The sequence below is a fragment of the Modestobacter sp. DSM 44400 genome (assembly GCF_900107175.1).
Lineage (GTDB): Bacteria > Actinomycetota > Actinomycetes > Mycobacteriales > Geodermatophilaceae > Modestobacter.
In genome coordinates this window covers 1-24,565 of the sequence record NZ_FNOZ01000023.1, presented here as the reverse complement: position 1 = coordinate 24,565, position 24,565 = coordinate 1, and the positions used below count along the sequence as shown (strand labels likewise).

Here is a 24,565-nt window from a genome sequence, read left to right as displayed (position 1 = left end):
CACGTTCCGGACGCCGGTCACCGGGCATCCTGACCCATCATGAGCACCGTTCCAGAGGTCGCGCGCAACGTCCCCGCGGTGTTGGAGAGCGAGTTCTCCCTGGTGACCGCGGTGACCCGGCTGGATTTTCTGAGCCGCCGGGACAACCACGTCATCGACGCCCCCAACGACGCCGCGGATGACGACGACGACTGGGCCGCCATCAAGGAGGCCACCACCACGCTGGACGTCGACGAGGCGCTGGAGCTGCTGGCGCTGGGGGAGGTCGTGGCCCGCAAGGCGCACGACAGCCGCCAGGCCGGTGTCCGCGCCGCGCGGCGGGGCGGCGCGGAGTGGGCCGACATCGCCGCCGCACTGGACATCTCCCCGGCGCAGGCCTGGGACGAGCACACCGCCTGGCTGGACGAGCAGGGAGCCGCCGCCGCCCGCGGGGACGCCGACGCCCTGGACGCCGCGGCCGTCGGCCAGCTCCGGGAACTCGCCGGCCCCCGTCCCGCCGGTCCCCGTCCCGCCTGAACCCGCAACTGCCTCCCCGACCACTCGGTCCGGGAGGCAGTTGCGCCTCGCCGGGGAAGTGGTCGATGAAGCAACTCGCGTCGTGGGCGAGCACCATCCGGTCGGCACACCCTTGCTCAGCCAGCGCCACGATGGTCCCGACCCGGGACTCGGTGGGGTTGTAGACGTCCGGTCCGAAGCGGTTCATCCCCAGGATGGCGTCGGCCAGCTCGGTCAGGTACTCCAGGTCGCTGCTGTCCCCGGCATGCCCGATGACCACCTTGGTGGGGTCGACGCTCTTCTGCCAGAAGGCGTCCAAGAGAGCCCGTCCGGCCCGGGCCGCCAACGGGGTGTGCGCGGTGATGGGGGGCGGTCTCGCGGTGCACCGCCGCGCAGGCGCGCAGGTTGCGCTCGGAGCGGTCAGCGGGCGGGATCGCCCCAGTCGGTGCCGGCCCGCAGCGGGGGCTTGAGCACCTTGCCACCGGGGTTGCGTGGGAGTGGGTCGGGCCGCACGACGACGTACTGGGGCACCTTGAAGTCCGCCAGCCGCTCGCGGGCGAAGGCGAGCAGGTCGGCCGGCTCCAGCGTCTGCCCGGCCCGCGGGACGACGACCGCACCCACCTTCTCGCCCATCATCGAGTCCGGGACGCCGACGACCGCCACCTCGCCGACGGCGGGGTGCGCCGCGAGGGCGTTCTCCACCTCGACGCAGTACACGTTCTCCCCGCCGCGGTTGATCATGTCCTTCTTCCGGTCGACGACGTAGACGAGCCCGTCGTCGTCGATCCGGGCGAGGTCGCCGCTGTGCAACCAGCCGTCGACGAAGGTGTCCTGGGTCTGCTCCGGCTTCTGCCAGTAGCCGGCCACGATGTGCGGGCCTCGGATCAGCAGCTCGCCCACTCCGGTCGCCGGGTCCGGGCGTTCGATCCGCAGGTTCACGACCGGGGCCGGGAACCCGACGGAGTCGGCGTGCTCGACGGCGTACTCGTGCGGCAGGTAGGTCGACACCGAGGAGGTCTCGGTGAGCCCGAACCCGTTGCCGACCCGGGCGGTGGGGAAGGCGGCCTGGATCCGGTGCACCAGGTCCGGCGCGATCGGGGCACCCCCGTAGGACAGTGCGCGCACCGAGGAGGTGTCGATCGACGGGAAGTCCAGGTGCTGCAGGGCCAGCCAGTAGATCGCCGGGACCGTGGTGAGCACCGAGATCTGCTCGTCCTCGATCGCCCGCAGGAACGCCGGGACGTCGAACGCGGGCATGATCACCGACGTGCCGGCGATCGCGGTGAGCACCAGCAGCTGCGAGTTGCAGCCGGTGACGTGGAACAGCGGCACCGAGATGAGCGTGGTCAGGTGCTCGTCGCGGTCGGCGGTGCCCAGCAGGCAGCGCAGGCACGTCTCCACGTTGGACAGGAAGTTCTCGTGGGTGGTCATCGCGCCCTTGGGGAACCCCGTCGTCCCGCTGGTGTAGAAGATCCCGGCCAGCTCCCCGTGCGGCTGGTCGTCGACGACGAGCGGCTCCCCGTCGGGCAGCGGGGAGCCGGGCGCCAGTACGACCGTCGCCCCCGAGTCGGTGACCACGTACTCGACCTCCGGCTCGGCGAACCGGGTGTTGACCGGCACAGCCACGGCGCCGGCCAGCAGCGTCCCCCAGAAACCGAGCACCCAGTCGACGCCGTTGGGCAGTCGGTTCGCCACCCGGTCGCCGCGTCCCACGCCGGCGGCGCGCAGCCCACCGGCCACGCGGGTCGCCCGCTCCCAGAGCTGGGCGTAGCTGAGGCGCTCGCCACCGAGCTCGACCAGCGCCGTCCGGTCGGGGTGGCTGTCCACCGCGCCGCGCAGCAGGATGATGAGGTTCTGCGGCAGTCCGGTGTAGCGGCGGATGCCGTCGGCGCCGGCCTCGATGCCGCCGGTGTCGAAGGGCTGGGCCACGCGTTCCTCCTGCTGACGTCATTGTCGGCATTGAGCGTGGGCGGAGTCTGGCTGTCGGGGTCGGACGTTGTCCAGCAGCCCGGCCCGATCGGCCCGTCGGGCCCGCAGGTGGTGGAATGGAACGATCCGCGACGGCGCGGAACGAGGAGGCCGGCATGCAGCAGGTGACCCTGGCCTACGGGCGGGACGGGCTGACCATCGAGGTGCCCGACGGCGCCGCGGTGATCACCCCGGTGCCGCACACGGCAGCGCCCGACGTCCCGGCGGAGCTGCGCCGAGCGCTGCGCGAGCCGGTGTCCGGGCCGCCGCTGCGGGAGCGGGTGCAGCGCGGCCAGACGGTGGCGATCTCGGCCTGCGACGGCACCCGCGCCCAGCCGCGGGACCTGATGATCCCGGCGGTCCTGGAGGAGCTGGACGGCATCGTCGACCTGGACGACGTGGTGGTGCTGGTCGCCACCGGCACCCACCGGGCCAACACCGAGGCCGAGCTGCGCGCCATGTTCGGCGACGCCGTCGTCGACTCGGTGCGGATCGTCAACCACGACTCTCGGGCCAGCGACACGCACCGCTTCGTCGGCACCTACGGCGACGGCGTTCCGGTCTGGCTCAACGAGCAGTGGGTGGACGCCGACGTCCGGCTGACCACCGGCTTCGTGGAGCCGCACTTCTTCGCCGGGTTCTCCGGCGGCCCCAAGATGGTCGCTCCGGGACTGGCCGCGCTGGACACCGTGCTCGTGCTGCACGACGCCAAGCGGATCGGCGATCCGCGGGCCACGTGGGGGGTCACCCAGGGCAACCCGGTGCACGACGACGTCCGGGCGATCGCCGCGGCGACCGGGGTCACCTACGCCTTCGACGTGATCCTCAACCAGCGGCAGGAGGTGATCGCGGCGTTCGGCGGGGACATCCTGGAGATGCACGCGGTGGCCATCGAGCGGGCGCGTGAGGTCGCGATGGCCCCGGTCGACGCACCCTTCGACGTCGTCGTCACTTCGGGCGCGGGCTTTCCGCTGGACCAGAACCTCTACCAGTCGGTGAAGGGAATGTCCGCCGCCGCCCAGGTGGCCAGGCCCGACGGCCTGATCGTCTGCGCCGCCGAGTGCGCCGACGGCTACCCCGACCACGGATCCTACCGCGAGGTGCTCACCTCCGCAACCTCACCGGAGGCGCTGGTGGAGATGATCAATGCCCGGGAAAAGACCGTGCCCGACCAGTGGCAGGTGCAGATCCAGGCCCGGATCCAGTCCGCGCACCGGGTGGTCATGCACACCTCGCACCTGTCGGACGCCGAGCTCGCCGAGGCGCACCTGGAGCAGACGGCCGATATCGCGGCCACCGTCGCCGAGGCGGTGGCGAAGGCCGGGCCCGACGCCCGGGTGTGCGTGCTCCCCGAGGGGCCGCAGACCATCCCCTACGTCCGCTGATCCCGGGGGGCAGACATGGCCATTTCTGCCCCCCGGATCCGGGCCGGTCAGCGCCGGCTGAGCTCCAGCGTCGGGTAGTCGGTGTAGCCCTCGGCGCCGGCGCCGTAGAACGTCCCCGCGTCCGGGTCGTTCTCCGGGTGCTCGCCCGACCAGCGCTTGACCAGGTCGGGGTTGGCGAGGGCCAGCCGACCGACGGCGACCGCGTCGGCGTGCGCGGCCTCGATGAGCTGCACGGCCTCCGCGCGGGTGGTAACGGTGCCGAAGCCGCTGTTGGCGATCAGCGGGCCGCCGAAGCGCTGTCGCAGCTCCTGGACCAGCTTCCCGGCAGGCTCGCTGTGCAGGATGCTGAGGTAGGCCAGCCCCAGTGGGCGGAGCTGGTCGACCAGGGCGCCGTAGGTGGCCCGCACGTCGGCCCGGTCGGTCTCCAGGGCGTCCTGGATGTTGTGCTCGGGGGAGACGCGCAACCCCACCCGGCCGGCGCCGATCGCCTCGGCGACGGCGGTGACGACCTCGACCACGAAGCGTGCCCGGTTCTCCGGGGAGCCGCCGCAGACGTCGGTGCGCTGGTTGGACGCCGGGGACAGGAACTCGTGCAGCAGGTAGCCGTTGGCGCTGTGCACCTCCACGCCGTCCAGGCCGGCCTCGACGGCGCGCTCCGCCGCGGCGACGATGTCGGCCAGGGTGGCCCGGGACTCCTCGACGCTGAGCGCGTGCGGGACCGGGTAGGCCTGCTTGCCCGTGGAGGTGTGGCCGGCGCCCTCGATGGCGATCGCGCTCGGGCCGACGACCTGCCGGCCGCCGTTGACGTCGGGGTGCGTGACGCGCCCGGCGTGCATCACCTGCATCACGATGCGCCCGCCGCGGGCGTGGACGGCCTCGGCGACGCGGCGCCAGCCGGCCACCTGCTCGTCGGTGACGATGCCCGGCTGGCCGACGAAGCCCTGCGACTCGGAGTTGGGGTAGGTGCCCTCGGTGATGATCAGGCCGAGGCTGGCGCGCTGCGCGTAGTGCTCGACGACGAGGTCGCCGGGGACGCCGGCGTCCCCGGAGCGCATCCGGGTCAGCGGTGCCATCACGACGCGGTTGGCGAGCTGGAGCTCGCCGAGGGTAACGACGGAGAACAGGTTCATGTCGGGGCCAACCGGACGCCGTACCGGCGCCATTCCGTCCGGAGGCCGAACGTGACGATGGCAACGGCGGACCAGCCGCGGAGAAATTCCCGTGACCGTGTCGATCCGCGCGTTGCCCGTTCGACGTGTCAGCAGAGCGCGGGTTGCGCCGGTCACCATGATCGGCACCACGACCCCCGCCATCCGAGGAGGAGACAACGATGCGGTTCATGGTGATCGTCAAGGCCAGCGAGGCGTCCGAGCGCGGCGACCTGCCGTCGACCGAGGAGCTCAGCGCGATGGGCGCCTACAACGAGGAGCTGGTGAAGGCCGGTGTCCTGCTCGCCGCGGAGGGGCTGCACCCCAGCTCGTCGGGCGCTCGGGTGCGGTTCGACGCCGCCAACGACGCGACAGTGGTCGACGGCCCGTTCGCCGAGACCAAGGAGCTGGTGGCCGGCTTCTGGCTCCTGCAGGTCTCCTCCCGCGAGGAGGTCCTCGAGTGGGTTCGGAAGGCGCCGTTCCGGGAGGGCGAGGTGGAGATCCGCCGGGTGTTCGAGGCCGAGGACTTCACCACCGCGACGCCCGAGCAGATCGAGGCGGAGAACCGGCTGCGCGCCACCGTCGCCGAGCAGCAGCGGGCCTGAGCGGCGGCCTGGCGACCGGGGAGGAGTGGTGACGGCCGACGTCCATCGGGTGGTGGACGCGGTGTGGCGGATGGAGTCCGCCCGGCTCGTCGCCGCCCTCACCCGGGCCGCCGGCGACGTCGGGCTGGCCGAGGAGCTGGCCCAGGACGCGCTGGTGGCCGCACTGGAACAGTGGCCGGACACCGGTGTGCCCGCCAAGCCGGGGGCGTGGCTGATGGCGACCGCCAGTCACCGGGCGATCGACACCTTCCGCCGCGGCCGGCGGCTGGCCGACAAGACCGCCCAGCTCGGCCGGTCGCTGGAGCAGGCCGCCGAGCCGGACTGGGCGGCCGCGCTCGACGAGGTGGTCGAGGACGACGTCCTGCGGCTGGTGTTCATCGCCTGCCACCCGGTGCTCTCCCGGGAGGCCCGGGTCGCCCTGACGCTGCGCCTGGTCGGCGGCCTGAGCACCGCCGAGATCGCCCGGGCCTTCCTCACCGCCGAATCGACCGTGGCGCAGCGGATCGTGCGGGCCAAGCGGACCCTCACCGCCGCGCGGGTGCCGTTCGAGGTGCCGGCGGGTGCCGGCTTCACCGCCCGGCTGTCCTCGGTGCTCGAGGTTCTCTACCTGGTGTTCAACGAGGGGTACTCGGCCACCGCCGGCGCCGACTGGACCCGCCCCGACCTGTGTGCCGAGGCCCTCCGGCTCGGCCGGGTGCTCGCCGAGCTGGCCCCCGGCGAGGCCGAGGTGCACGGCCTGGTGGCGCTCATGGAGGTCCAGGCGAGTCGGCTGCGGGCCCGCACCGGTCCCGACGGAGTGCCGGTGCTGCTGCTCGACCAGGACCGCGGCCGCTGGGACCGGGTGCTCATCGGCCGCGGCCTGGCCGCCCTGGACCGCGCCGAACGGGCCGGGAACGCGCACGGGTCCTACGCACTCCAGGCCGCCATCGCCGCCTGCCACGCCCGCGCCCGGACGGCGGAGGACACCGACTGGGTGCGGATCGCCGCCCTCTACGAGGCGCTCGCCGAGCTGGCGCCCTCCCCGGTGGTGGAGCTCAACCGGGCGGTCGCCGTGTCGATGGCCTACGGCCCGGCCGCCGGACTGGCCCTGGCCGACCGGCTCACCGACATCCCGGCGCTGCGCGGGTACCACCTGCTGCCCAGCGTCCGCGGCGACCTGCTCGCCAAGCTCGGCCGGCCGGCCGAGGCCCGGGCGGAGTTCGAGCGGGCGGCTGCGCTGACCCGCAACGAGCGGGAGCGGCTGTTGCTGCTCGGCCGGGCCGCCGACTGCGCCGACGGAGCGGACCTGTCGTGATGCCTGTCGAGCTCCACGACGCAGTGGTGACTCTCCGGCCGTGGACCCTCCAGGACGCGCCCTGGTACGTCGAGTGCACCATGGACCCAGAGGTGCAGCGCTTCACGACCGATCCGCCGACCCTGACCGCCGAGGACGTCGCCGCGGCCATCTCCGCGCTGGCCGTCCACCCGGAGCGGCTGGCCTACCTGGTCGCCGACCGGGCGTCGGGGCAACGGCTGGGCAATCTCGCCCTGGATCGGGCGGACGACGTCGGCGACGTCTCGTACTGGATCGCGGCCGCTGCTCGTGGGCGTGGCGTGGCTACCCGTGCGCTGGAACTGCTGGCCGCTGCGGCGTTCGAGCACCTGGACCTGCGGAAGCTGCGGCTGTGGGCGCACGCGGCGAACACCGCTTCGCGCCGGGTTGCCGAGCGCGCCGGTTTCCGCCGCGACCCTGCGCGGGACCAGACCCGCGCCATCAAGGGCGAGACCTGGCCCACCGTCGCCTACGTGCGTCTCCGCTGAGGGCTGCTGCCGTACCGAGCGGGGTGGAGGCGGCCGGCTCAGCGTGGCCCGGCATTGTCGGCCAGCCGGCCGAGCAGCCGGCGCAGCTCGGCTGCGTCGGCCTCGGACAGCCCGGCGCGCAGCTGCCGGTCGAACACTCCCGCGGCGACCCGGAGCTCGCGGAAGAGCCCCTCCCCGGCCGGGGTGAGCGCCACCTGCTGCACGCGCCGGTTGTCCGGGTCGCGGGTGCGGATGACCAGCCCGGCGCGTTCCAGACCGGCCAGGTGGTGGGTCAGCGTCGGCTGCCGGACGCCGACCGCGGCGGCCAACTCTGCCTGGGTGCGGGAACTGCCGGCCTTCAAGGACAGCAGCACCAGCCAGGCGGGGGTCGACCCGCCTGCGGCGACCAGCGCGTCGTCGAAGGCCCGGCTCAGCGCCTTGGCGGTGCGGGTCACCAGCAGGCCGAGCGGGACGTCGCGGGGCGCGGGCACTCGGGCATCGTCGCATAGACGTCGAACTGTTAGGCATCTATCGTTCGATACATGGCCAGTTCGGCGCCTCGCCGCCTTCCGCCCCGCTGGCGGAAGCTGCTGCTGACCGTGCACGTCGCCGGGTCGGTGGGCCTGCTGGGCGTCGACGCCACGGTCGCCGTGCTCGGCGTGGCCGGGGCGCGGGGGAGCGATCCGCGCACGGTCTACCCGGCGGCCGACCTGCTCGGCGGCGCGCTCCTCGTGCCACTCGCCCTGGTCGCGCTGGTCACCGGGGTGGTGCTGGGCGCGCTCACCCCGTGGGGGCTGCTGCGCCACTGGTGGGTGGCGGTCAAGCTCGCGCTGACCGGCGCCGGCGCGGTCCTGGCGGTCGTCGTCCTCACCCCGGCGCTCGGCGCCGCCGCGCAGGCCGCCACGGCCGGTGACGTGCTGCCGACGGCCCAACGGCTGGAGCTGGTGCGCGACGCCGGTGCTGCGTCGGGAGTGCTGGGAACCACCGTGGCGCTGCCGGTCTACAAGCCGTTCGGCCGGCTGCGCGGCCGCCGGCGGCAGGTCAGCGGCGGGGCATCCCCAGCGCGGCGAGCAGCCCCAGCGCCAGCACCCCGGCGCTGACCGCGAACGCGACCTGGAAGGAGAACGCGTCGGTGAGGTAGCCGGCGATCAGCGGCCCGGAGACCGCCCCGAGGTCGGCGACCATGGAGAAGACGGCGACCACCCGGCCGCCGCGCTGCGGGCTCACGTCCCCGACGATCGCGGCGGGCACGCTGGACAGCAGCGAGGCGCCCAGCCCGACCGTCGCCATCGCCAGCAGGAACACCCCGGTGTGCGCCGGCAGCGCGAGGGTGGCGGTGGCCGCGGTGGTCAGCGCCGCACCCAGCACCAGCGAGGGCCGCCGTCCCCAGCTGTCGGACCACCGGCCGGCGCGCAGCAGGCCGACGGCCTGGGCGAGGGACCCGGCGAGCAGCCCCGCGCCGGCCCAGGCAGCGGTCTTGCCCAGGTCCTCGGTCACGTACAGCGGCACCAGCGAGTTCCGGACGCCGAAGAGCATCCAGCCCACCCCGAGGTTGGCCACCAACGCGGCCCGGTAGGCCGGGGAGCGCAGCGCCGCGCGCACTCCGCCGGTCGGGGTCCCGGTGGTCGGCACGGCGGCCGTCGGCTCGGTGCCGCCGGCCTGGTCGGCGCCCGGGGCCACTGGGGCCGGCGGCGCGGCAGGCGCCGGCCGGGCACCGTCGCGGAGGAGCACCAGCGCCACCGCCCCGGCCACCAGCAGGAACCCGGCGTAGAGGAAGAAGGGCAGCCGGGGGGAGACCTCGGTGAGGAAGCCGCCGGCGGCCGGACCGGCGATCCCGCCCAGGATGAAGCCGCCCTGGTAGGTGGCGGCGGCCCGGCCGCGTTCGGCCGGCCGTGCGGTGCGCAGCAGCAGGGAGAGCGCGGCGACGGTGAACATGGCGCTGCCGATGCCGCCGGCCGCGCGTAGCGCGAGGAACACCGGGAACGACCCGGCGAGGCCGGCCAGCCCGGTGCCGACCGCCACGATGACCAGCCCGGCCGTCAGCACGAGGCGCTCACCCAGCCGCTCGACGAGCGACCCGCCGGCGAAGGCGAACGAGAACCGGAAGAGGGCGAAGGCGCTGACGGCCAGCCCGACCGCCGTCGTCCCCACGCCGTAGGAGCGGGCGAACAACGGAATGGCCGGCGCAACGATGCCGAACCCCAGCGCCACGACGAAGGCGATGACGGCCAGGACGCCGACCTCGCGGGGCAGGTCGGAACTCCGCGGGCGTCGTCGCACGGACGCCGATCCTGACAGGTGCCGGCGGCGGCAGCTCAGCTCAGGGCAGGAGGACCAGGCGGCCGGCCACGTCGCCGGCGCGCAGACGGTCCAGCGCCTCGTTGACCGAGCTGAGCGGCAGCACGTCGGCGACCGGCGGCGTGAGGGAGCCGGCGACCGCCAGCGCGACCGCCGTCTCCAGTTCGGCGAGGGTGCTGCCGACGCTGGCCAGCACCCGCTGCTCGGACACCACCAGGGACAGTGGGCTGACGGTGAGCTGGTCGGCGCTGTAGCCGACCAGCACCAACCGGCCGCGGCGCCCGAGCAGGCCGGTGGCGAGCTCCAGGGTGGCGCTCACGCCGGCGAGCTCGACAACGGCGTCGGCACCCTGGCCCCCCGACAGCCGTGCCACCGCGTCCGCGGCATCCTCCGGGGGGATGGCCGCCACCGCACCGGCGGTCAGGGCGGCGGCCCGCCGACCGGGGTCGCGGCTGACGGCGACGACCGAGGCGCCGCGGCGGCGGGCCTCCTGGACGACGGCCAGTCCCACGCCGCCGGTGCCCAGGACGACGACCACCTCGCCGGGCCCGACCGCGGCCTCGGCCAGCGCGTGCACCGCGGTGGTGCCTGCGCAGCACAGCGGCGCAGCGGCCTCGAAGGAGACCGACTCCGGCAGCCGGACCAGGCAGTGTGCCGGCACCACGAGCTGCTCGGCGAAGGCGCCGTCGGCGGCGAACGCCAGCACGCCGCGCGGGGCCAGACAGAGGTTCTGCCGCCCGCGCAGGCACCACCGGCACGAGCCGCAGAACAGGTAGTAGTAGACGGCCACCCGGTCGCCCTCGGCCCAGCCGGAAACCGCGGACCCGACCGCGTCGACGGTGCCGGCCGCCTCGTGGCCCAGGGTCATCGGCGCGCGCGAGGGGGCGTAGAGGCCGTCGGTGAAGTGCAGTTCGGTGCCGCAGACCCCGGCCGCGCGGACCCGCACGCGCACCTCGTCGGACCCCGGCTGCGGCACCGGGACGTCGTCCAGGGACAGGGGTCGGCCTGCTGCGTGGTAGCGCGCTGCGAGCATCGGGCAGCTCCCTCCGCCGGTGTGACCCGGATCGGGTGGACGGTCCGCGATGGTCGTCCGCGCTCTCAACCCGCGCCCGGGCTCCCGTGTGCGTTGCTGACCCTACCCATCGATGCGTCGGGCGGGGGAGCGGTCCGGGGAAGCCGTCGCAGGCGCGTCCGGACACGACATGCGCACGCGGGGTCGCCGTGCGTAACCTTCCCGCTCAGACGTCGTTGTGCCGGCCAACCGGAGCTGGAGCCGGTCGGTGACGTCGCCGGGATGTCATCAGGGATGCGTCGCCGCTGGGCGGCGCGCGGGAGAGTGGAGCCCACATGAGGAAAGTTCTGTTGCAACGGCGACTACCGGTCGTCGCTGCCCTTGCCGCGGCCGTGACGGTGGTCCCGGCGTCCATGCCCTTCGCCGACGCGGCATCCCCGATGTCGGGCACGGTCGGCGATCAGGCCACCACGACCACCTGGTCGGCCGGCCCGTTCGCCGTGCCCAACGTCACCGGAGCCGCGGGCGACCCGGTGTGCGACGTACCGGCCAGCTGCGACGACTACGCCCTGCACGTCGCCACGCCCGCCGGCTACGGCACCGGCCACCAGCTCTCGATCTCGATCAGCTGGCCGAACACTGCGGCGGACTTCGACCTCTACGTGCTCGACGCCGCCGGCAACGTGGTGGGGACCTCGGCGTCCTCGGCCGACCCGGAGCAGGTGGTCCTGCCGCCGGACACCGGCGACTACACCGTGCGGGTCGTGCCCTACCTTCCGCTCGGCGAGTCGTTCACCGGTACGGCACAGCTGACCACTCCGCCGGCCAACCCGGCCCCGGCGACCTTCCCGGCGCCCGGCTACGCCAACTACGCCGCACCGGAGTCCCTCGCCGATGCACACAACGCCGGTGAGCCCTCGATCGGGGTGGACCCGACCACCGGTGCGGTGATGTACCAGGCCTACACGTCGACCTACCGGGTGGGCTTCGGCGCCGGGGGCGCCAGCTGGCAGGACAAGAGCGCCAGCGCCGCCAACGGCTGCCCGCAGGGCAGCACCACGAGCCTGGACCCGATCCTGTTCACCGACCGCACCACGGGCCGGACGTTCGAGTCGCAGTTGGCCGGTAAGGCCGCGCTGACCTGCTACACCGACGACGACGGGGACACCTGGACGCCGACGACCGGCGCGGGGATCAACAGCGGCGTCGACCACCAGACCATCGGCGGCGGCCCCTTCGCCGACAACGGCGTGGGCGCACTGACCAGCTACCCGAACGCCGTCTACTACTGCTCGCAGGACATCGCCGACGCGCTGTGCGCCAGCAGCCACGACGGTGGGCTCACCTACGGGCCGGCGGTGCCGATCTACGACCTGACCCAGTGCGGCGGCCTGCACGGCCACGTGAAGGTCGACCCGGTCAGCGGAACCGTGTACGTGCCGAACAAGGGCTGCGGCGCCGGCCAGGCCGTCGCGGTCTCCGAGGACAACGGGCTGCACTAGGCCGTGCGACCGGTGCCGGGTTCCTCCCCGGGAGACTCCGACCCCTCGGTCGGCATCGGGAGCAACGGCACCGTCTACTTCGGCTACCAGGCCGCCGACGGCCACGCGCGCATCGCGGTCAGTCACGACCACGGCGAGACGTGGGTCGACGGCCAGGACGTCGGCGCCCAGCTCGGTGTGCAGAACGTCGTCTTCCCGGCCATGGTGGCCGGCGACGACGACCGGGCGGCTTTCACCTTCCTGGGCAGCACGACCGGTGGCAACTACCAGGACGCGGCGACCTTCACCGGCGACTGGCACCTCTACGTCGCCACGACCATCGACGGCGGCCAGACCTGGCAGACCGTCGACGCCACCCCGACCGACCCGGTGCAGCGCGGATCCATCTGCACCGGCGGCACCACCTGCGGCGATGACCGGAACCTGCTGGACTTCATGGACGTCACCGTGGACCCGCAGGGCCGGCCGCTGGTCGGGTACGCCGACGGCTGCACGGGGGCCTGCGCCCGGGCCGGCGGCGCCCAGAACTACGACGCCCTGGCCACGATCGCCCGCCAGACCACCGGTCCCCGGCTCTTCGCGGCCTTCGACCCGAAGCCGGACCTCACCGTGGCCGCGCCCACAGCGGCCACGAAGGGGAACACGGCGACGGTCTCGGCGGTCGTGACCAACCGCGGGGAGGCGGCCGCCTCCGGTGTCACGGTTGCCTTCACGGCCGGCTCGTCGCTGCTGGGGACGAGCGCGCCGGTGGACCTGGCCCCCGGCCAGAGCCAGACCGTGTCGGTGTCGGTGTCGGGGTCGAAGGTCAAGAAGGGCACCACGGTGACCGCGGTGGTCGACCCGGCAGGCACGATCGCCGAGTCGGACGAGGGCAACAACAAGGCCTTCCGCACCGTCTGACCTGTCCGTCCCCGAGGATGCCCGGGCCGGTTCTCCGGCCCGGGCATCCTCATCTGCCGACCCCCCTTCCGAGAGGACTCCTGATGTCGCGTCCCCGCCGACTGCCCGCCGCCGTCCTGCCCCTGCTCGTCCTCGCCGGTGTGCTGGCCGGCTGCGGCGAGGGCGACACCACGGACGTCGCAGCGGCCGCCAGCTCCGCCGCGGCTGACCCAGGGTCCGAGTCCGAGGACGCCGACGAGGACGCCGACGCCGACGAGGACGCCGATGCGGACGCCGAGGGCCAGGTCCAGGCCGGCACCCCGGCGACGGTGGACTGCCCGGCCCAGGCGACGGCGGTCGAGCTGCCCGCCGACTTCACGGCGCCGCTGCCGGAAGGCACCGTCGTGGTGGACGTCGAGGAGCGGAGCGGCGAGCGCACCGTCGTCACCGGGGTGGTGCCCGCGGCCGAGCCCGACGTCTTGGCCGAGCTGCAGAGCGCCTACCCCGCCGCCGGGCTGACCCTGACCGAAGGGGAGACCGAGGACCGCGACGCCGAGTCGGACTTCACCGGGGCGGGGCTGACCGGCCGGTGGGGGATCCGGGAGCTCGACGACTGCGGTTCGGCCGCGACCCGGATCGACGTCGTGGTCCGGAAGGGCTGACCGCCGGACCGGCGGGCTTCGCGGGGCGTCAGGACGGCGGGATCAGCGACTCCACCCGGCGCAGGAACGAGCGGATCGCCAGGTGGTGGGACAGGAACTCGCGGTGCCCGTCGCAGGCGGCCCAGACCTTCTCCCGGTCCGGCGCGTGCAGCTTCGGGTTGTTCCAGACCACCCTCCAGGCGGCCGGTCGCGAGCAGCCCTTGGCCGAGCAGATGGCCGGCGTCCCGTCGTCCGTCACCCGCTGAGTCTGACCCCGGTCCGCCGCGTTCCCGCCATCTCCGCGAGCCGACTCGCCGATGCTGGTCGCCTCCGGTCCGCTCGTCGACGGGAAGGTCTTCCGCACGGGTCTGTATACAGGATACGTTCCGGCCCTCGCGATCCCCTTCATCGAGGAGCCTCCATGGCCCATCTCCGCCGACCGCGCACGCTGCACACGCGGGGACGTGCCCGCTCCATGGCAGGCCTCGCGCTGGCCACCTCGCTCTTGGTGGCCTGCTCGGCCGTCCAGGACGCTCCAGCCCCGTCCAAGGATGCCGGGACGGACGCCTTCGGCGAGCCCGCCGACGCCGGGGCGGTGCAGGACGGCGGGACGCTCACCGTCGCGCTGTCCGCCGAGCCGGACCAACTCGATCCGACGCTGTCGCGCTCGCTCTACTCGCGGTACGTGTTCTCGACCATGTGCGAGAAGCTCTACGACCTGGACGAGAACACGAAGATCGTTCCGCAGCTGGCGACCGACCTGCCGGACGTCTCCGGCGACGGTCTCACCGTCACGATCCCCGTGCGGGAGGGCGTGAAGTTCGGCGACGGCACGCCCTTCGATGCCGCAGCGGTGAAGAAGACGCTGGAGCGTCACCTCTCCCTCCCGACCTCCGGTCGCCGCAGCGAACTCGGGCCCATCACGTCGATCGATGCCCCGGACGCGACCACGGTGGTGGTGCACCTCAAGGAGCCGTTCGGCCCGCTGACCGCGGCACTCGCCGACCGGGCCGGGATGATCATGAGCCCGGCCGCCCTGGACGCCCTCGGTGAGAACTTCTCCACCGCGCCGGTGTGCGTCGGCCCCTTCAAGTTCGTCAACCGGGTCGCCCAGAACTCGATCGACGTCGAGCGCGATCCCAACTACTACGACGCCGACAAGGTCCACCTGGACCACATCACCTACCGGATCATCACCGACGCCAGCATCCGGGCCGCGAACCTGAAGTCCGGCGATGCGCAGGTGGCTGACACGCTGTCCACGCAGGACGTGCCGGCGCTGCGCGACAGCAAGGACCTCCGAGTGCTCGAGTCCAACTCGCTGGGCTACCAGGGCGTGACGTTCAACGTGGGGAACGTCGCCGGGATCGGCGCCCCGGTGGGAACCATCGACACACCCATCGCCCAGGACCCGCGGGTCCGCCAGGCGTTCGGGTTCGCGGTGGACCGCGAGGCGCTGGTCAAAACCGTCTTCAACGGCCTCTACGCTCCCGCGTGCTCCCCGATCAGCCCGGACAGCGAGTTCAGCAGCGACGCGGCGCAGGCGTGCCCGGATGCCGACCCGGAGAAGGCCAAGAAGCTGCTGGCAGACGCCGGGGTCCAGGTGCCCTACCCGGTCACGATGATCACCTCCAACAACCCGGACAGCCTGCGGCTGGCTCAGGCGTTGCAGGCCGTGGTGGCCGACGGCGGCTTCGACCTGAAGATCGAGCCGGTGGAGTACTCCTCGCTGCTGGACCAGCAGGACCGCGGCGACTTCGAGGTGCTCCAGCTGGGCTGGTCCGGCCGCGTGGACCCCGACGCCAACATCACCAACTTCCTGGGCACCGGGGGCGGCCAGAACGTCGCCGGGTACAGCAACCCCGAGTTGGACGACCTGCTGAACCAGGCGCGCCGGTCCACGGACATGGCCGAACGGGTCGACCTGTACGGGCAGGCAGTCGGGCTGATCCAGAAAGAGGCCCCGATCGTCTACCTGTACCGCCAGCGCAACCTCACCGGCGTCTCGAACACCGTCTCGGGCGTCCAGGTGTTCCCGGACGGCGTCCTCCGGGTCGCCTTCGCCGGTCTGACCGGGTGATCCGGTCGTGCGCTCGTACCTCCTGAGCCGACTGTGGCAGTCGGCGGTCACCCTGGTGCTGGCCACGATCGTGGTCTTCCTGGGAGTACGTGCGCTGCCGGGCGACCCCGCCCTCGCCTTCGCCGGCGAGGAGCGGGACCCGGCGTCCCTGGCGGCCATCCGAGCCAAGTACGGCTTCGACGACTCGCTGCTGCTGCAGTACTGGCGCTTCGTCAGCAAGAGCCTGACCGGTGACCTGGGGAGGTCCACCCGGACTAACATCCCGGTCACCGACATGCTGGCCAGTGCCCTGCCGGTCACGATCGAGCTGTCCGCCCTCGCCCTGGGCGTGGCGATCGTGATCGGCGTGGGCGCCGGGGTGGTGGCGGCGGTACGGCGGGGGCGACCCGCCGAGTGGGCAGCGAACGCCCTGGCACTGCTGGGGCTGTCGATTCCCAACTTCTGGCTCGGCCTGATGGCCATCCTGTACCTGTCGGTCGCGACCGGCCTGTTCCCCGCCTCGGGTTTCGTGTCCTTCTTCGAGGACCCGATCTCGAACCTGCACCACCTCGTGCTGCCGGCGGTGGTGCTCGGTACGGGGCTGGCGGCGGTGGTGATGCGGCAGACCCGCTCGTCGATGCTGGAGGCACTGGGCGCGGACTACATCCGCACAGCGCGCGCGAAGGGTCTGGGGCCCCAAACGGTCATCGGCGTGCACGCGCTGCGCAACAGCCTCGTCGTCGTGGTCACGATCCTCGGACTGCAGTTGGGTGGCCTGATCTCCGGGGCGGTGGTGACCGAGCGCATCTTCGGCCTGCCCGGCTTCGGCAAGATGACCCTGGACGCGGTTTTCCAGCGCGACTACCCCGTCATCCAGGGTGTGGTGCTCGTGACCGCCACTGCATACATCGTGATCAACTTCCTGGTCGACCTGACCTACTCGCTGATCGACCCCCGCATCCGACTGGCTGGGGTGCCCTCGTGACGCAGACCAGTGGGACCACGCCCCCCGAGACCCCGACGGTCGAGCCGTCGGTCGCCGGCCTGGCGACCATGGGGACCCCGCCCGGCGGGGAGACTGCGCCGCGCCGGGGCCGGGTGTGGCGGCGACTGAGGCGCAACCCCCTGGGGGTGGTCGGCGCCCTGATCCTGGCGATCTCGATCGCGACTGCACTGCTGGCGCCGCTGCTGGCGCCCTACTCGCCGGCAGCGGTGCACTTCGACGCCCCGTTCCAGCCGCCCGGGACGGTCGGTTTCGGGTTGGGGACCGACGATCTGGGCCGGGACCTGCTGTCCCGGATCCTCTTCGGGCTGCGGGCCTCCCTGGAGGTCGGCGTGCTGGCTGTGGTGGTGGCCCTGGCGGTGGGCGTGCCGCTCGGGCTGGCCGCGGGTTACTTCCGGGCCCTGGATGCGGTGATCTCGCGCTTCACCGACCTGATGCTGGCCTTTCCGTTCCTGATCCTGGCGGTTGGCCTGGCGGCCATCCGCGGTGCCAGTCTGGGCAACGCCGCGCTGGCGATCGGCATCTCCCAGATCCCGGGGATGATCCGCGTGGTCCGTTCGGAGACGCTGCGGCTCAAGGAGCTCGACTTCGTCGCGGCGTCCGTCGTGGACGGCGCCGGCGACCTGTCGGTGCTGGCCCGGCACATCCTGCCCAACGCCTTGTCCGCGGTCATCGTGCAGGCCACGGTGGCGATCCCGGTGGCCATCCTCGGCGAGGCGGTGCTCTCCTTCCTGGGCCTGGGCATCCAGCCCCCCGACCCGAGCCTGGGCACCATGCTCGCCGAAGCACAGCAGTACGCCGCCCGGGCGCCGTGGACGGCCATCGTCCCGGGTCTGGCGATCGTCGTGGTCACGCTCGGTTTCAACTTGTTCGGCGACGCCCTGCGCGATGCCCTGGACCCGAGGGGATCACGCCGGTGAGCGCTTCGATGCTCGGCTCGCAACCACAGACAGGCGGCGGGAAGAACGCAGCTGCAGCGAGCACCGGCCGGCCAGTGCTGTCGGTCCGCGACCTGTCGGTCACCTTCCGGACCGAGGAGGGGTCCGTCTCGGCGGTGGACTCTGTCTCCTTCGACGTCGAGGCGGGTGAGGTGCTGGCCGTCGTCGGGGAGTCCGGCTGTGGAAAGAGCGTCACTGCCATGAGCCTGGGCGGACTGCTGCCCCGCAGCGCGACGGTGACCGGCTCCGTGCTGCTCGAGGGCACCGAGCTCGTCGGTGCCTCGGACAGGCAGTTGCGAGGCATCCGCGGCGACGACCTCGCCTACATCTTCCAGGAGCCGATGACCTCGCTGAACCCCGTCTTCACCGTCGGCCGGCAGATCGTCGAGGTGCTGCGCCTGCACCAGGGAGTGTCGGCGCGAGCGGCGAAGAGCCGAGCGGTCGAGCTCCTGACGCTCGTCGGCATTCCCTCACCGGCCCGACGGGTGGACGAGTACCCCCACCAGCTCTCCGGCGGCATGCGCCAGCGGGTGATGATCGCGATGGCCCTGGCCTGCGGTCCGAAAGTCCTCATCGCCGACGAGCCCACCACCGCACTGGACGTGACGGTGCAGGCGGCGATCCTGGACCTCCTGCGCGACCTCGGGAAGCGGCTGGGCACGGCGATCGTCCTGATCACCCACGACCTCGGAGTGGTGGCCGACATCGCCGACCGGGTCGTCGTCATGTATGCGGGCCGCATCGTCGAGACAGCACCCACCCAGGAGCTGTTCGACGCACCGCAGCACCACTACACGACGGGGCTGCTGGGTGCGGTGCCGACCGCCGGCCGGCGCGCCAGCGACGGACGGCTCCAGGAGATCCCGGGGCTGGTGCCGGTGCTCACCGTCCAGCCCGACGCGTGCACCTTCGCGGAGCGGTGCCCGGCCGCCAGTGACCGATGCCGCACCTCGCGGCCGCCACTCGCGCCCGAGGAGAACCCGGGGAGGACGGTGCACCGGTTCGCCTGCTGGCACCCGGCCGGGTCGGAGGAGGACCGATGAGCACATCGAGCGCAGCGCTGCCGGGGACGCCGTCCGGCGACCCGACGCCGGAAAGCGCCCCGGCTCTGGAGCTCGAGGACCTGGTTATGCACTTCGGCCCGGTGCGGGCCGTCGACGGGGTGTCCCTGCGAGTCGAACGCGGTCGGGTGATGGCTCTCGTGGGTGAGAGCGGATCGGGCAAGTCGACGGTCGGGCGCTGCGTCGTCCGCCTGCTGGAACCGACGTCGGGCACGGTGCGGCTGGCCGGCACCGACGTCACCGCCCTGAGCAGGCGCCGGCTGCGGCCGCACCGGCGGGACGTGTCGATCGTCTTCCAGGACCCGGCGAGCTCCCTGGACCCGCGGCTGACCGTGGGAGACATCGTGGGCGAGCCGCTGCGACTGCTCCGCCTGGGCCACTCGCGCCGCGAGCGCGCCAACCGGGTGGCAGAGGCACTGGAGAACGTCGGGTTGCGCCGACAGGTCGCAGAGCGGTACCCGCACGAGATGTCCGGCGGTCAGCGACAGCGGGTCAGCATCGCCCGTGCCCTGGTGTCCTCACCGACGTTGCTCGTCGCCGACGAACCCACCAGCGCCCTGGACGTCTCGGTGCAGGCGTCGGTGTTGAACCTGCTGGCCGACCTACAGCGGGACATGGGCTTCGCCTGCCTGTTCATCACCCATGACCTGTCCGCGGTGGAGTACCTCGCCGATGACGTGGCGGTGATGTACCTGGGGCAACTGGTCGAGCAGGGCCCCCGGGAGCGGATCTTCGGCGATCCGAAGATGCCCTACACGCAGGCCCTCTTGTCGGCCGCTCCGTTGGCCAACCCCCGCGAGCAACGCGCCCGTCAGCGGGTGCTGCTGCGCGGGGACATCCCCTCGCCGATCGACCCACCTCCGGGCTGCCGGTTCAACACCCGCTGCCCGGTCGCGGTCGAGCGGTGTGTCACCGAGGTACCGGCCCTCCGGCTGATCGCCGGCCGGCAGGTCGCCTGTCACCTGGTCCACGACGACGGCACCGGCCCGGACGTGCGGCTCGTCGAGACCTCGACGAGCTCGGAGACCCTCCCGCGATGACCGAGGCGGATCCCGCGCCCTGGTCGGCCGGGACGATCGGGGCGCGGCACACCTCGCTCCGCGACCAGGTGCTGGAGGAGCTCCGGGATCGCATCGTCGACGGTGGCTACGCGCCCGGCGAACGGCTCACCGAGGATCGTCTGGCCGCGGACTTCGGGGTCTCCCGCAATCCGGTGAGGGAGGCCCTGCGGGTCATGGAGGCCGAGGGGTTCGTGTACCAGCTGCCCCGTCGCGGCGTCGTCGTGGCGACACCGGACGAGACCACCATGCGGGACATGTTCCTGGTCCGGCGTCAGTGGGAGGGGCTCGCCGCCCGGCTGGCCGCGGAGCGGGCCGGGCGCGCCGATGTCGAGGGGCTGTGGCGACTGCTGGACGATGGCCGCCGCGCGACCGAGGCGGGCGACCTGCGGCTGCTTGCCGAGCTCAACAGTGCGCTGCACCGCCGGATCATCGAGGTCGGCGGCAACCGGTGGCTCGTGGCCCTGTCCGCGCCGATGTACCGGCACGTCCAATGGGTGTTCCGGCTGACCGCGGCCGACCGGGCGCCGCACTCGTGGACCGAGCACGTCACCCTGGTGGAAGCAATCTCGACCGGCGACGGAGAGGCCGCGGAGCTCGCCGCGGCACAACATGTCGACGCCGCGGCAGCCGCCGCCCTCGGTGGGGCGGAGCACTGCGTCGAGGCGGTCGGGAACACGGGTCGATCGGACCGGTAACCCGTGGCGGCACCGATCGGGGCCGACCGGGTCCAGTTGCTGGGCGCACTCGTGCTGGGCGACCAGTCCGCCGCGCTGCAGCAACCGGTCACCCGCGGGGCGCCGGACGACGTGTTCACCCGGGCGCTGGACTGACGGCCGCCCTGGGCGCCGACTCGGCCGTGCTGGTGGCCGCCCGGCAGCTCGCCGAGGAGGCGCTGGTGCGGCGGGGAGCCCGGCCCGCCCATCCCCGGCCGGTCAGAGATCCCCGGTGATCAGCAGCTGCTCGAGGAGATCGGGTCCGGAGACGAGCAGCAGACCCAGGGCGGTATGGGCAGCGCCCACACCGCGGTTCCGGCCAGCTGCCGCAGGGAGCGCACGCCCACCGCAAGCACGAGCACGACGGCCAGCGCGGCAAACGGCACCAGCACCCTGCCGTCGGTCGCGTAGTTGGTGCTGCGCCGGAACGCGTCGGCGACCAGCAGCCCGACCGCGGCGGCGGTGGCCGGCGCGCCGCGGCGGCCGTCCCGGCCGATGGAGTGGAAGGCCCAGCCGAGAAGGCTGCCGGCCACCGCCGCGAGCACCAGCCACTCCGCGATGACGGAGAAATTCAGCGCGTACGGCATGCCCGGGTAGTCGATGCCGTACATGACCTGCTTGCCGACGTAGAACGCGAGCACCGCGGTGGCCAGGCCCAGCACCGACCGGGCGATCGCGGTCCGGGCCGGCTGCCGGGCGCTGAGCAGCGCCACCAGCAGCACCCAGAGGCCGAAACGGTGTGCCAACGGCCGGAGCAGGTCGTCGTGGTACGCCCACGCGCCGAAGCTGCCGGTCGCCAGGCCACCGGCCAGCGCGGCCGCCAGCCCGGCCGGGCTGCCGACGCGGGTCACCCAGGCGCCGCGATGCACCGGTTGCTGCACGTCCACCGGCGTCCCCCTGTTCGGCGGCCGGGGCCGCGCCCGCTGCAGCGTGGCAGAACCGGAGCGCGCAGTGGGGGAGCGGACACCGTGAAATCGGTACGGCAGCGGCACCTTCCGCGGATAGGGTCCCGCGCGTGGACGACGACGGGGGCAACGGTCCGGGCAGCGGCGGTCAGCCGGCGATCCGGGTGCGCGAGCTGCGCAAGACCTTCCGGGTGGCTGAGCGGGAGGCCGGCCTGCGGGCCTCGGTGCGCAGCCTGATCAAGCGTGCGCACCGCGACGTCGACGCGGTCGCCGGGGTGTCCTTCGACGTGGCCCCCGGCGAGGTGGTCGGCTTCCTGGGCGCGAACGGGGCCGGGAAGACCACCACGCTGAAGATGCTCTCCGGGCTGCTGCACCCCAGTTCCGGCGAGATCGCCGTCCTCGGGCACACGCCGGCCCGCCGGGAGCGGGAGTTCCTCCGCCGCATCACCCTGGTGATGGGCAACCGCAACCAGCTGCAGTGGGACATTCCCGCGCTGGACTCCTTCGAGATGAACCGCGCGGTCTACCGGATCCCCGAGGCCGAGTTCCGCCGCAACCGCGATGAGCTCGTCGAGCTGCTCGAGATCGGCGACCTGGTGCGCAAGCCGGTGCGCAACCTGTCCCTCGGCGAGCGGATGAAGGCCGAGACTGCCGCCGCCCTCCTGCACCGCCCGCAGGTGCTGTTCCTCGACGAGCCCACCATCGGCCTGGACGTCACCGCGCAGAAGCGGATCCGCGCCTTCCTCGCCGAGTACAACCGGCGCACCGGCGCCTCGATCCTGCTGACCAGCCACTACATGGCCGATGTCCAGGCGCTGTGCAACCGGGTGGTCGTGATCGACGCCGGCCAGGTGCTCTACGACGGCGGCCTGCGTGCGCTCACCACCCGGTTCTCCGCGCACCAGACGATCACCGTCGGCCTGCCCGAGGGTGGGGCCGACCTGTCCGGTTACGGCGAGGTTCTCGAGTCCACGCCGGACGGCCGCACCAGCCTGCGGGTGCCCAAGACGCAGGCGGGCGCGGTGGCCGCCCGGCTGCTGGCCGACCACCAGGTGTCCGACCTGACCATCGAGGACCCGCCCATCGAGGACGTCATCGAGCAGGTCTTCGCCGACCGCTCCGCGGTGGGCGCCCGATGACCCAGGTGGCGCGCGCGGGGGAGCGGCGCCGGCTGACCGGGCTGGCCGGATTCTACGCGGTCGTCATGCGCACCGCGGTGCAGACCCAGTTCCAGTACCGGACGGCGAACTACCTCTACATGGTCGGGATGATCGCCGAGCCGGTGATCTACCTGGTGGTGTGGTCGGCCGTCGCCGAGGCGCAGGGCGGCTCCGTCGAGGGCATCACCGCGGGAGAATTCGCCGCGTACTACATCGTCTGGACGCTGGTCCGGAACATGAACATCGTCTTCACGCCGTACGGCTGGGAGGGGCGGATCCGCAAGGGTGAGCTGTCCGGGATGCTCGTCCGCCCGGTGCACCCGATCCACTACGACCTCGCCTACTTCGCCGGCTGGAAGTTCGTGGTCATCCTGCTGTGGGTGCCGATCGCCGCCGTCCTGTCGCTGGTCTTCCGGCCGACCTTCGACGTCTCGGCGCTCGAGTTGCTGGTCTTCCTGGTCGCGATCTGGGGCGCCTATCTGATCCGGTCGATGCTGCTGTGGGCGCTGGGCATGGTCACTTTCTGGACGACGCGGGTCAGCGCCCTCTACGAGTTGTACTTCACCGCCGAGCTGCTGCTGTCGGGCCGGCTGCTGCCGCTGGCGCTGCTGCCGGGCTGGGCGATGACGATCGCGGACTGGACGCCGTTCCAGTACACCTTCGGCTTCCCGATCGAGGTGCTCGCCGGCGACCTGAGCACCGGTGAGCTGTGGACCGGGCTGGGCCTGCAAGCGGTCTGGACGGCGATCGGGGCGCTGCTGGTCGCCGTCGTCTGGCGGTTCGGGATCCGGCGCTACTCGGCGGTGGGGAACTGATGGCCGCGCCGTCCAGAGCACCCAGGGACGCACAGGCGCTGCGGCTGGTCGCCACCTTCCTGCGGATGGGCGTGCAGACCGAGCTGCAGTACCGGGCCAACGTCGTGTTCAGCGTGCTGCAGTCGGTGGTCGCCGTGGCCACCTCGCTGGCCGTGCTCGGGCTGGTGTTCTCCCACACCGACGCCCTCGGCGGCTGGTCGGGCGAGGAGCTGCTCGTGGTGATGGGCGTCTACGTGCTGATGGGCGGGGTGATCCGGTCGGTCATCCAGCCCAACATGCAGCAGCTCATGGAGGACGTGCAGCAGGGCACGCTGGACTTCGTCCTCACCAAGCCCGCGGACGGGCAGCTGCTGGTCAGCGCTCGCCGGTTCGAGCTCTGGCAGGCCATCGACGTCGTGCTCGGCGCGGTTCTGGTGGCCGTCGCCGTCGTCCGGCTGGATCGCCCGGTGAGCGTGATCGAGGTGCTCGGCTTCCTGACCGCGCTGGTGCTGGGTGCGGTCACCATCTACTCGTTCTGGCTGCTGCTGACCATCGGCGCCTTCTGGATCGTCCGGGTCGACAGCCTGGTCGAGCTCTTCGACGGCATGTACCAGGCCGGCCGCTGGCCGGTGAGCGTCTATCCCGGCTGGCTGCGGATCGGGTTCACCTTCCTGGTGCCGCTGGCCTTTGCCATCACCGTCCCGGCGGAGGCGCTGACCGGGCGGGCGTCGGGCTGGCTGCTGCTGGGTGCGGCGGCCTTCACCGTCGCGCTGTCCGTGCTCACCCGGGTGCTGTGGCGGGTGGGCCTGCGCCACTACAGCGGGGCGTCGGCCTAGAGCGTGTCTGCCAAAGATTGGCGGGTTGGTGGGCGACGCTGGACGAATGTTGCGTACCGACGAGATCCCGGACGAGTTGTGGGAGTTGATCCAGCCGGTGCTGCCTGCCGGCGGTCATCAGGGCCGGCCGTGGAATGACCACCGACTGACGCTCGAGGCGATCATCTGGCGGTACCGCACCGGGTCGCCGTGGCGTGACCTGCCCGATCACTTCGGCGCGTGGCAATCGGTGTGGGAACGCCACCGTCGCTGGTCTGACGACGGCACCTACGTGCGGATGTTCGCCGCGGTGCGCGCCGCAGCCCCTGAGCGCGATGAGCAGC

At 72.7% G+C, this 24,565-nt stretch carries 27 protein-coding genes and 1 pseudogene; 20 read left to right on the top strand and 8 right to left on the bottom strand.

Annotated features, from left to right (window positions below):
* Positions 1-39 precede the first annotated feature (39 nt).
* The gene (locus BLW04_RS14840) at positions 40-516 is read left to right on the top strand and encodes a hypothetical protein (protein WP_091542731.1); all 477 of its coding nucleotides are present in this window, start codon (positions 40-42) and stop codon (positions 514-516) included.
* A gap of 64 nt (positions 517-580) precedes the next feature.
* Here BLW04_RS14840 and BLW04_RS29665 read toward each other — a convergent pair.
* Positions 581-859, bottom strand: a pseudogene (locus BLW04_RS29665) (phosphotriesterase-related protein); the annotation flags it as partial.
* Between the two features lie 56 nt (positions 860-915).
* Complete coding sequence (locus BLW04_RS14830) at positions 916-2,424, bottom strand: class I adenylate-forming enzyme family protein (protein WP_091542728.1); 1,509 nt, start codon at positions 2,422-2,424, stop codon at positions 916-918.
* 116 nt (positions 2,425-2,540) lie between these two features.
* Between BLW04_RS14830 and larA the strand changes: the two genes are divergently transcribed.
* Positions 2,541-3,848 (top strand): nickel-dependent lactate racemase, encoded by a 1,308-nt coding sequence (larA, locus tag BLW04_RS14825; RefSeq protein WP_254781579.1) that lies wholly within the window; start codon positions 2,541-2,543, stop codon positions 3,846-3,848.
* Between the two features lie 47 nt (positions 3,849-3,895).
* Here the strand turns inward: larA and BLW04_RS14820 are convergent, their stop codons facing one another.
* Positions 3,896-4,978 carry an alkene reductase gene (locus BLW04_RS14820; RefSeq protein ID WP_091542725.1) on the bottom strand — a complete coding sequence of 361 codons (1,083 nt, stop codon included), beginning with the start codon at positions 4,976-4,978 and terminating at the stop codon, positions 3,896-3,898.
* A gap of 200 nt (positions 4,979-5,178) precedes the next feature.
* Between BLW04_RS14820 and BLW04_RS14815 the strand changes: the two genes are divergently transcribed.
* Genes BLW04_RS14815 through BLW04_RS14805 form a run of 3 tightly spaced genes read left to right on the top strand, consistent with a single transcriptional unit; the run spans position 5,179 to position 7,401 of the window.
* Positions 5,179-5,601 carry a YciI family protein gene (locus BLW04_RS14815; protein ID WP_091542721.1) on the top strand — a complete coding sequence of 141 codons (423 nt, stop codon included), beginning with the start codon at positions 5,179-5,181 and terminating at the stop codon, positions 5,599-5,601.
* Positions 5,602-5,629: 28 nt separating this feature from the next.
* Positions 5,630-6,895: an RNA polymerase sigma factor gene (locus BLW04_RS14810; RefSeq protein ID WP_254781577.1), complete on the top strand. Its 1,266-nt coding sequence runs from the start codon at positions 5,630-5,632 to the stop codon at positions 6,893-6,895.
* The gene (locus tag BLW04_RS14805) at positions 6,895-7,401 is read left to right on the top strand and encodes a GNAT family N-acetyltransferase (protein WP_139306856.1); all 507 of its coding nucleotides are present in this window, start codon (positions 6,895-6,897) and stop codon (positions 7,399-7,401) included. The genes BLW04_RS14810 and BLW04_RS14805 overlap by 1 nt, the downstream gene beginning before the upstream one ends.
* Positions 7,402-7,439: 38 nt before the next feature.
* Here BLW04_RS14805 and BLW04_RS14800 read toward each other — a convergent pair whose 3' ends face one another.
* Positions 7,440-7,871, bottom strand: a complete 432-nt coding sequence (locus BLW04_RS14800; RefSeq protein ID WP_091542714.1) for a MarR family winged helix-turn-helix transcriptional regulator — start codon at positions 7,869-7,871, stop codon at positions 7,440-7,442.
* Positions 7,872-7,922: 51 nt separating this feature from the next.
* On the opposite strand from BLW04_RS14800, the gene BLW04_RS14795 reads away from it, so the two are divergent.
* The gene (locus BLW04_RS14795; RefSeq protein WP_091542711.1) at positions 7,923-8,480 is read left to right on the top strand and encodes a DUF2269 family protein; all 558 of its coding nucleotides are present in this window, start codon (positions 7,923-7,925) and stop codon (positions 8,478-8,480) included.
* Here BLW04_RS14795 and BLW04_RS14790 read toward each other — a convergent pair.
* Both BLW04_RS14790 and BLW04_RS14785 read right to left on the bottom strand, forming a co-directional pair.
* Complete coding sequence (locus BLW04_RS14790; RefSeq protein ID WP_091542707.1) at positions 8,422-9,660, bottom strand: MFS transporter; 1,239 nt, start codon at positions 9,658-9,660, stop codon at positions 8,422-8,424. The genes BLW04_RS14795 and BLW04_RS14790 overlap by 59 nt on opposite strands.
* A 40-nt stretch (positions 9,661-9,700) precedes the next feature.
* Positions 9,701-10,711: an alcohol dehydrogenase catalytic domain-containing protein gene (locus BLW04_RS14785; protein ID WP_091542704.1), complete on the bottom strand. Its 1,011-nt coding sequence runs from the start codon at positions 10,709-10,711 to the stop codon at positions 9,701-9,703.
* 314 nt (positions 10,712-11,025) lie between these two features.
* Between BLW04_RS14785 and BLW04_RS14780 the strand changes: the two genes are divergently transcribed.
* From BLW04_RS14780 to BLW04_RS14770, 3 genes are all read left to right on the top strand, one after another.
* A complete protein-coding gene (locus tag BLW04_RS14780; protein WP_139306855.1) occupies positions 11,026-12,192 on the top strand; it encodes a PPC domain-containing protein in 1,167 nt (388 codons plus the stop codon).
* Positions 12,193-12,204: 12 nt separating this feature from the next.
* Positions 12,205-13,092 (top strand): CARDB domain-containing protein, encoded by an 888-nt coding sequence (locus BLW04_RS29320; protein ID WP_139306854.1) that lies wholly within the window; start codon positions 12,205-12,207, stop codon positions 13,090-13,092.
* 83 nt (positions 13,093-13,175) lie between these two features.
* A complete protein-coding gene (locus BLW04_RS14770) occupies positions 13,176-13,733 on the top strand; it encodes a hypothetical protein (protein ID WP_091542694.1) in 558 nt (185 codons plus the stop codon).
* A 28-nt stretch (positions 13,734-13,761) separates the two neighbouring features.
* Here the strand turns inward: BLW04_RS14770 and BLW04_RS14765 are convergent, their stop codons facing one another.
* Positions 13,762-13,971: a hypothetical protein gene (locus BLW04_RS14765; protein WP_091542847.1), complete on the bottom strand. Its 210-nt coding sequence runs from the start codon at positions 13,969-13,971 to the stop codon at positions 13,762-13,764.
* Between the two features lie 216 nt (positions 13,972-14,187).
* On the opposite strand from BLW04_RS14765, the gene BLW04_RS14760 reads away from it, so the two are divergent.
* Genes BLW04_RS14760 through BLW04_RS29185 form a run of 7 tightly spaced genes read left to right on the top strand, consistent with a single transcriptional unit; the run spans position 14,188 to position 20,664 of the window.
* On the top strand, positions 14,188-15,792 hold the full coding sequence (locus BLW04_RS14760; RefSeq protein ID WP_091542691.1) for an ABC transporter substrate-binding protein: 1,605 nt from the start codon (positions 14,188-14,190) through the stop codon (positions 15,790-15,792).
* Positions 15,793-15,799: 7 nt separating this feature from the next.
* A complete protein-coding gene (locus BLW04_RS14755; RefSeq protein ID WP_091542687.1) occupies positions 15,800-16,756 on the top strand; it encodes an ABC transporter permease in 957 nt (318 codons plus the stop codon).
* Complete coding sequence (locus BLW04_RS14750) at positions 16,753-17,694, top strand: ABC transporter permease (protein ID WP_217631051.1); 942 nt, start codon at positions 16,753-16,755, stop codon at positions 17,692-17,694. Before BLW04_RS14755 ends, BLW04_RS14750 begins: the two co-directional genes overlap by 4 nt.
* A complete protein-coding gene (locus BLW04_RS14745) occupies positions 17,691-18,755 on the top strand; it encodes an ABC transporter ATP-binding protein (protein ID WP_254781575.1) in 1,065 nt (354 codons plus the stop codon). The genes BLW04_RS14750 and BLW04_RS14745 overlap by 4 nt, the downstream gene beginning before the upstream one ends.
* A complete protein-coding gene (locus tag BLW04_RS14740) occupies positions 18,752-19,813 on the top strand; it encodes an ABC transporter ATP-binding protein (protein ID WP_091542680.1) in 1,062 nt (353 codons plus the stop codon). Before BLW04_RS14745 ends, BLW04_RS14740 begins: the two co-directional genes overlap by 4 nt.
* Positions 19,810-20,529, top strand: coding sequence for a GntR family transcriptional regulator (locus BLW04_RS14735; protein ID WP_091542677.1), 720 nt, complete (start codon positions 19,810-19,812; stop codon positions 20,527-20,529). Before BLW04_RS14740 ends, BLW04_RS14735 begins: the two co-directional genes overlap by 4 nt.
* Before the next feature lie 3 nt (positions 20,530-20,532).
* Complete coding sequence (locus BLW04_RS29185) at positions 20,533-20,664, top strand: hypothetical protein (RefSeq protein ID WP_256375484.1); 132 nt, start codon at positions 20,533-20,535, stop codon at positions 20,662-20,664.
* A gap of 119 nt (positions 20,665-20,783) precedes the next feature.
* Here the strand turns inward: BLW04_RS29185 and BLW04_RS14730 are convergent, their stop codons facing one another.
* Positions 20,784-21,434, bottom strand: a complete 651-nt coding sequence (locus BLW04_RS14730) for a DUF6518 family protein (RefSeq protein WP_091542673.1) — start codon at positions 21,432-21,434, stop codon at positions 20,784-20,786.
* A gap of 128 nt (positions 21,435-21,562) precedes the next feature.
* Between BLW04_RS14730 and BLW04_RS14725 the strand changes: the two genes are divergently transcribed.
* From BLW04_RS14725 to BLW04_RS14710, 4 genes are all read left to right on the top strand, one after another.
* Positions 21,563-22,591, top strand: a complete 1,029-nt coding sequence (locus tag BLW04_RS14725; protein WP_091542670.1) for an ABC transporter ATP-binding protein — start codon at positions 21,563-21,565, stop codon at positions 22,589-22,591.
* Positions 22,588-23,427, top strand: a complete 840-nt coding sequence (locus tag BLW04_RS14720; protein WP_217631050.1) for an ABC transporter permease — start codon at positions 22,588-22,590, stop codon at positions 23,425-23,427. The genes BLW04_RS14725 and BLW04_RS14720 overlap by 4 nt, the downstream gene beginning before the upstream one ends.
* Complete coding sequence (locus tag BLW04_RS14715; RefSeq protein WP_091542666.1) at positions 23,427-24,242, top strand: ABC transporter permease; 816 nt, start codon at positions 23,427-23,429, stop codon at positions 24,240-24,242. Before BLW04_RS14720 ends, BLW04_RS14715 begins: the two co-directional genes overlap by 1 nt.
* Positions 24,243-24,288: 46 nt before the next feature.
* Positions 24,289-24,565 (top strand): transposase (locus BLW04_RS14710; RefSeq protein ID WP_139306710.1); only part of this gene is annotated, 277 nt, incomplete at its 3' end.

Bases quoted from the DNA above. Each gene is read 5' to 3' on its own strand.
- larA (WP_254781579.1), top strand. From the start codon at position 2,541: ATGGAACGATCCGCGACGGCGCGGAACGAGGAGGCCGGCATGCAGCAG.
- BLW04_RS14715 (WP_091542666.1), top strand. From the start codon at position 23,427: ATGGCCGCGCCGTCCAGAGCACCCAGGGACGCACAGGCGCTGCGGCTG.
- BLW04_RS14815 (WP_091542721.1), top strand. From the start codon at position 5,179: ATGCGGTTCATGGTGATCGTCAAGGCCAGCGAGGCGTCCGAGCGCGGC.
- BLW04_RS14760 (WP_091542691.1), top strand. From the start codon at position 14,188: ATGGCAGGCCTCGCGCTGGCCACCTCGCTCTTGGTGGCCTGCTCGGCC.
- BLW04_RS14785 (WP_091542704.1), bottom strand. From the start codon at position 10,711: ATGCTCGCAGCGCGCTACCACGCAGCAGGCCGACCCCTGTCCCTGGAC.
- BLW04_RS14720 (WP_217631050.1), top strand. From the start codon at position 22,588: ATGACCCAGGTGGCGCGCGCGGGGGAGCGGCGCCGGCTGACCGGGCTG.
- BLW04_RS14740 (WP_091542680.1), top strand. From the start codon at position 18,752: ATGAGCACATCGAGCGCAGCGCTGCCGGGGACGCCGTCCGGCGACCCG.
- BLW04_RS14770 (WP_091542694.1), top strand. From the start codon at position 13,176: ATGTCGCGTCCCCGCCGACTGCCCGCCGCCGTCCTGCCCCTGCTCGTC.
- BLW04_RS14805 (WP_139306856.1), top strand. From the start codon at position 6,895: ATGCCTGTCGAGCTCCACGACGCAGTGGTGACTCTCCGGCCGTGGACC.
- BLW04_RS14840 (WP_091542731.1), top strand. From the start codon at position 40: ATGAGCACCGTTCCAGAGGTCGCGCGCAACGTCCCCGCGGTGTTGGAG.
- BLW04_RS14795 (WP_091542711.1), top strand. From the start codon at position 7,923: ATGGCCAGTTCGGCGCCTCGCCGCCTTCCGCCCCGCTGGCGGAAGCTG.
- BLW04_RS14735 (WP_091542677.1), top strand. From the start codon at position 19,810: ATGACCGAGGCGGATCCCGCGCCCTGGTCGGCCGGGACGATCGGGGCG.
- BLW04_RS14820 (WP_091542725.1), bottom strand. From the start codon at position 4,978: ATGAACCTGTTCTCCGTCGTTACCCTCGGCGAGCTCCAGCTCGCCAAC.
- BLW04_RS14780 (WP_139306855.1), top strand. From the start codon at position 11,026: ATGAGGAAAGTTCTGTTGCAACGGCGACTACCGGTCGTCGCTGCCCTT.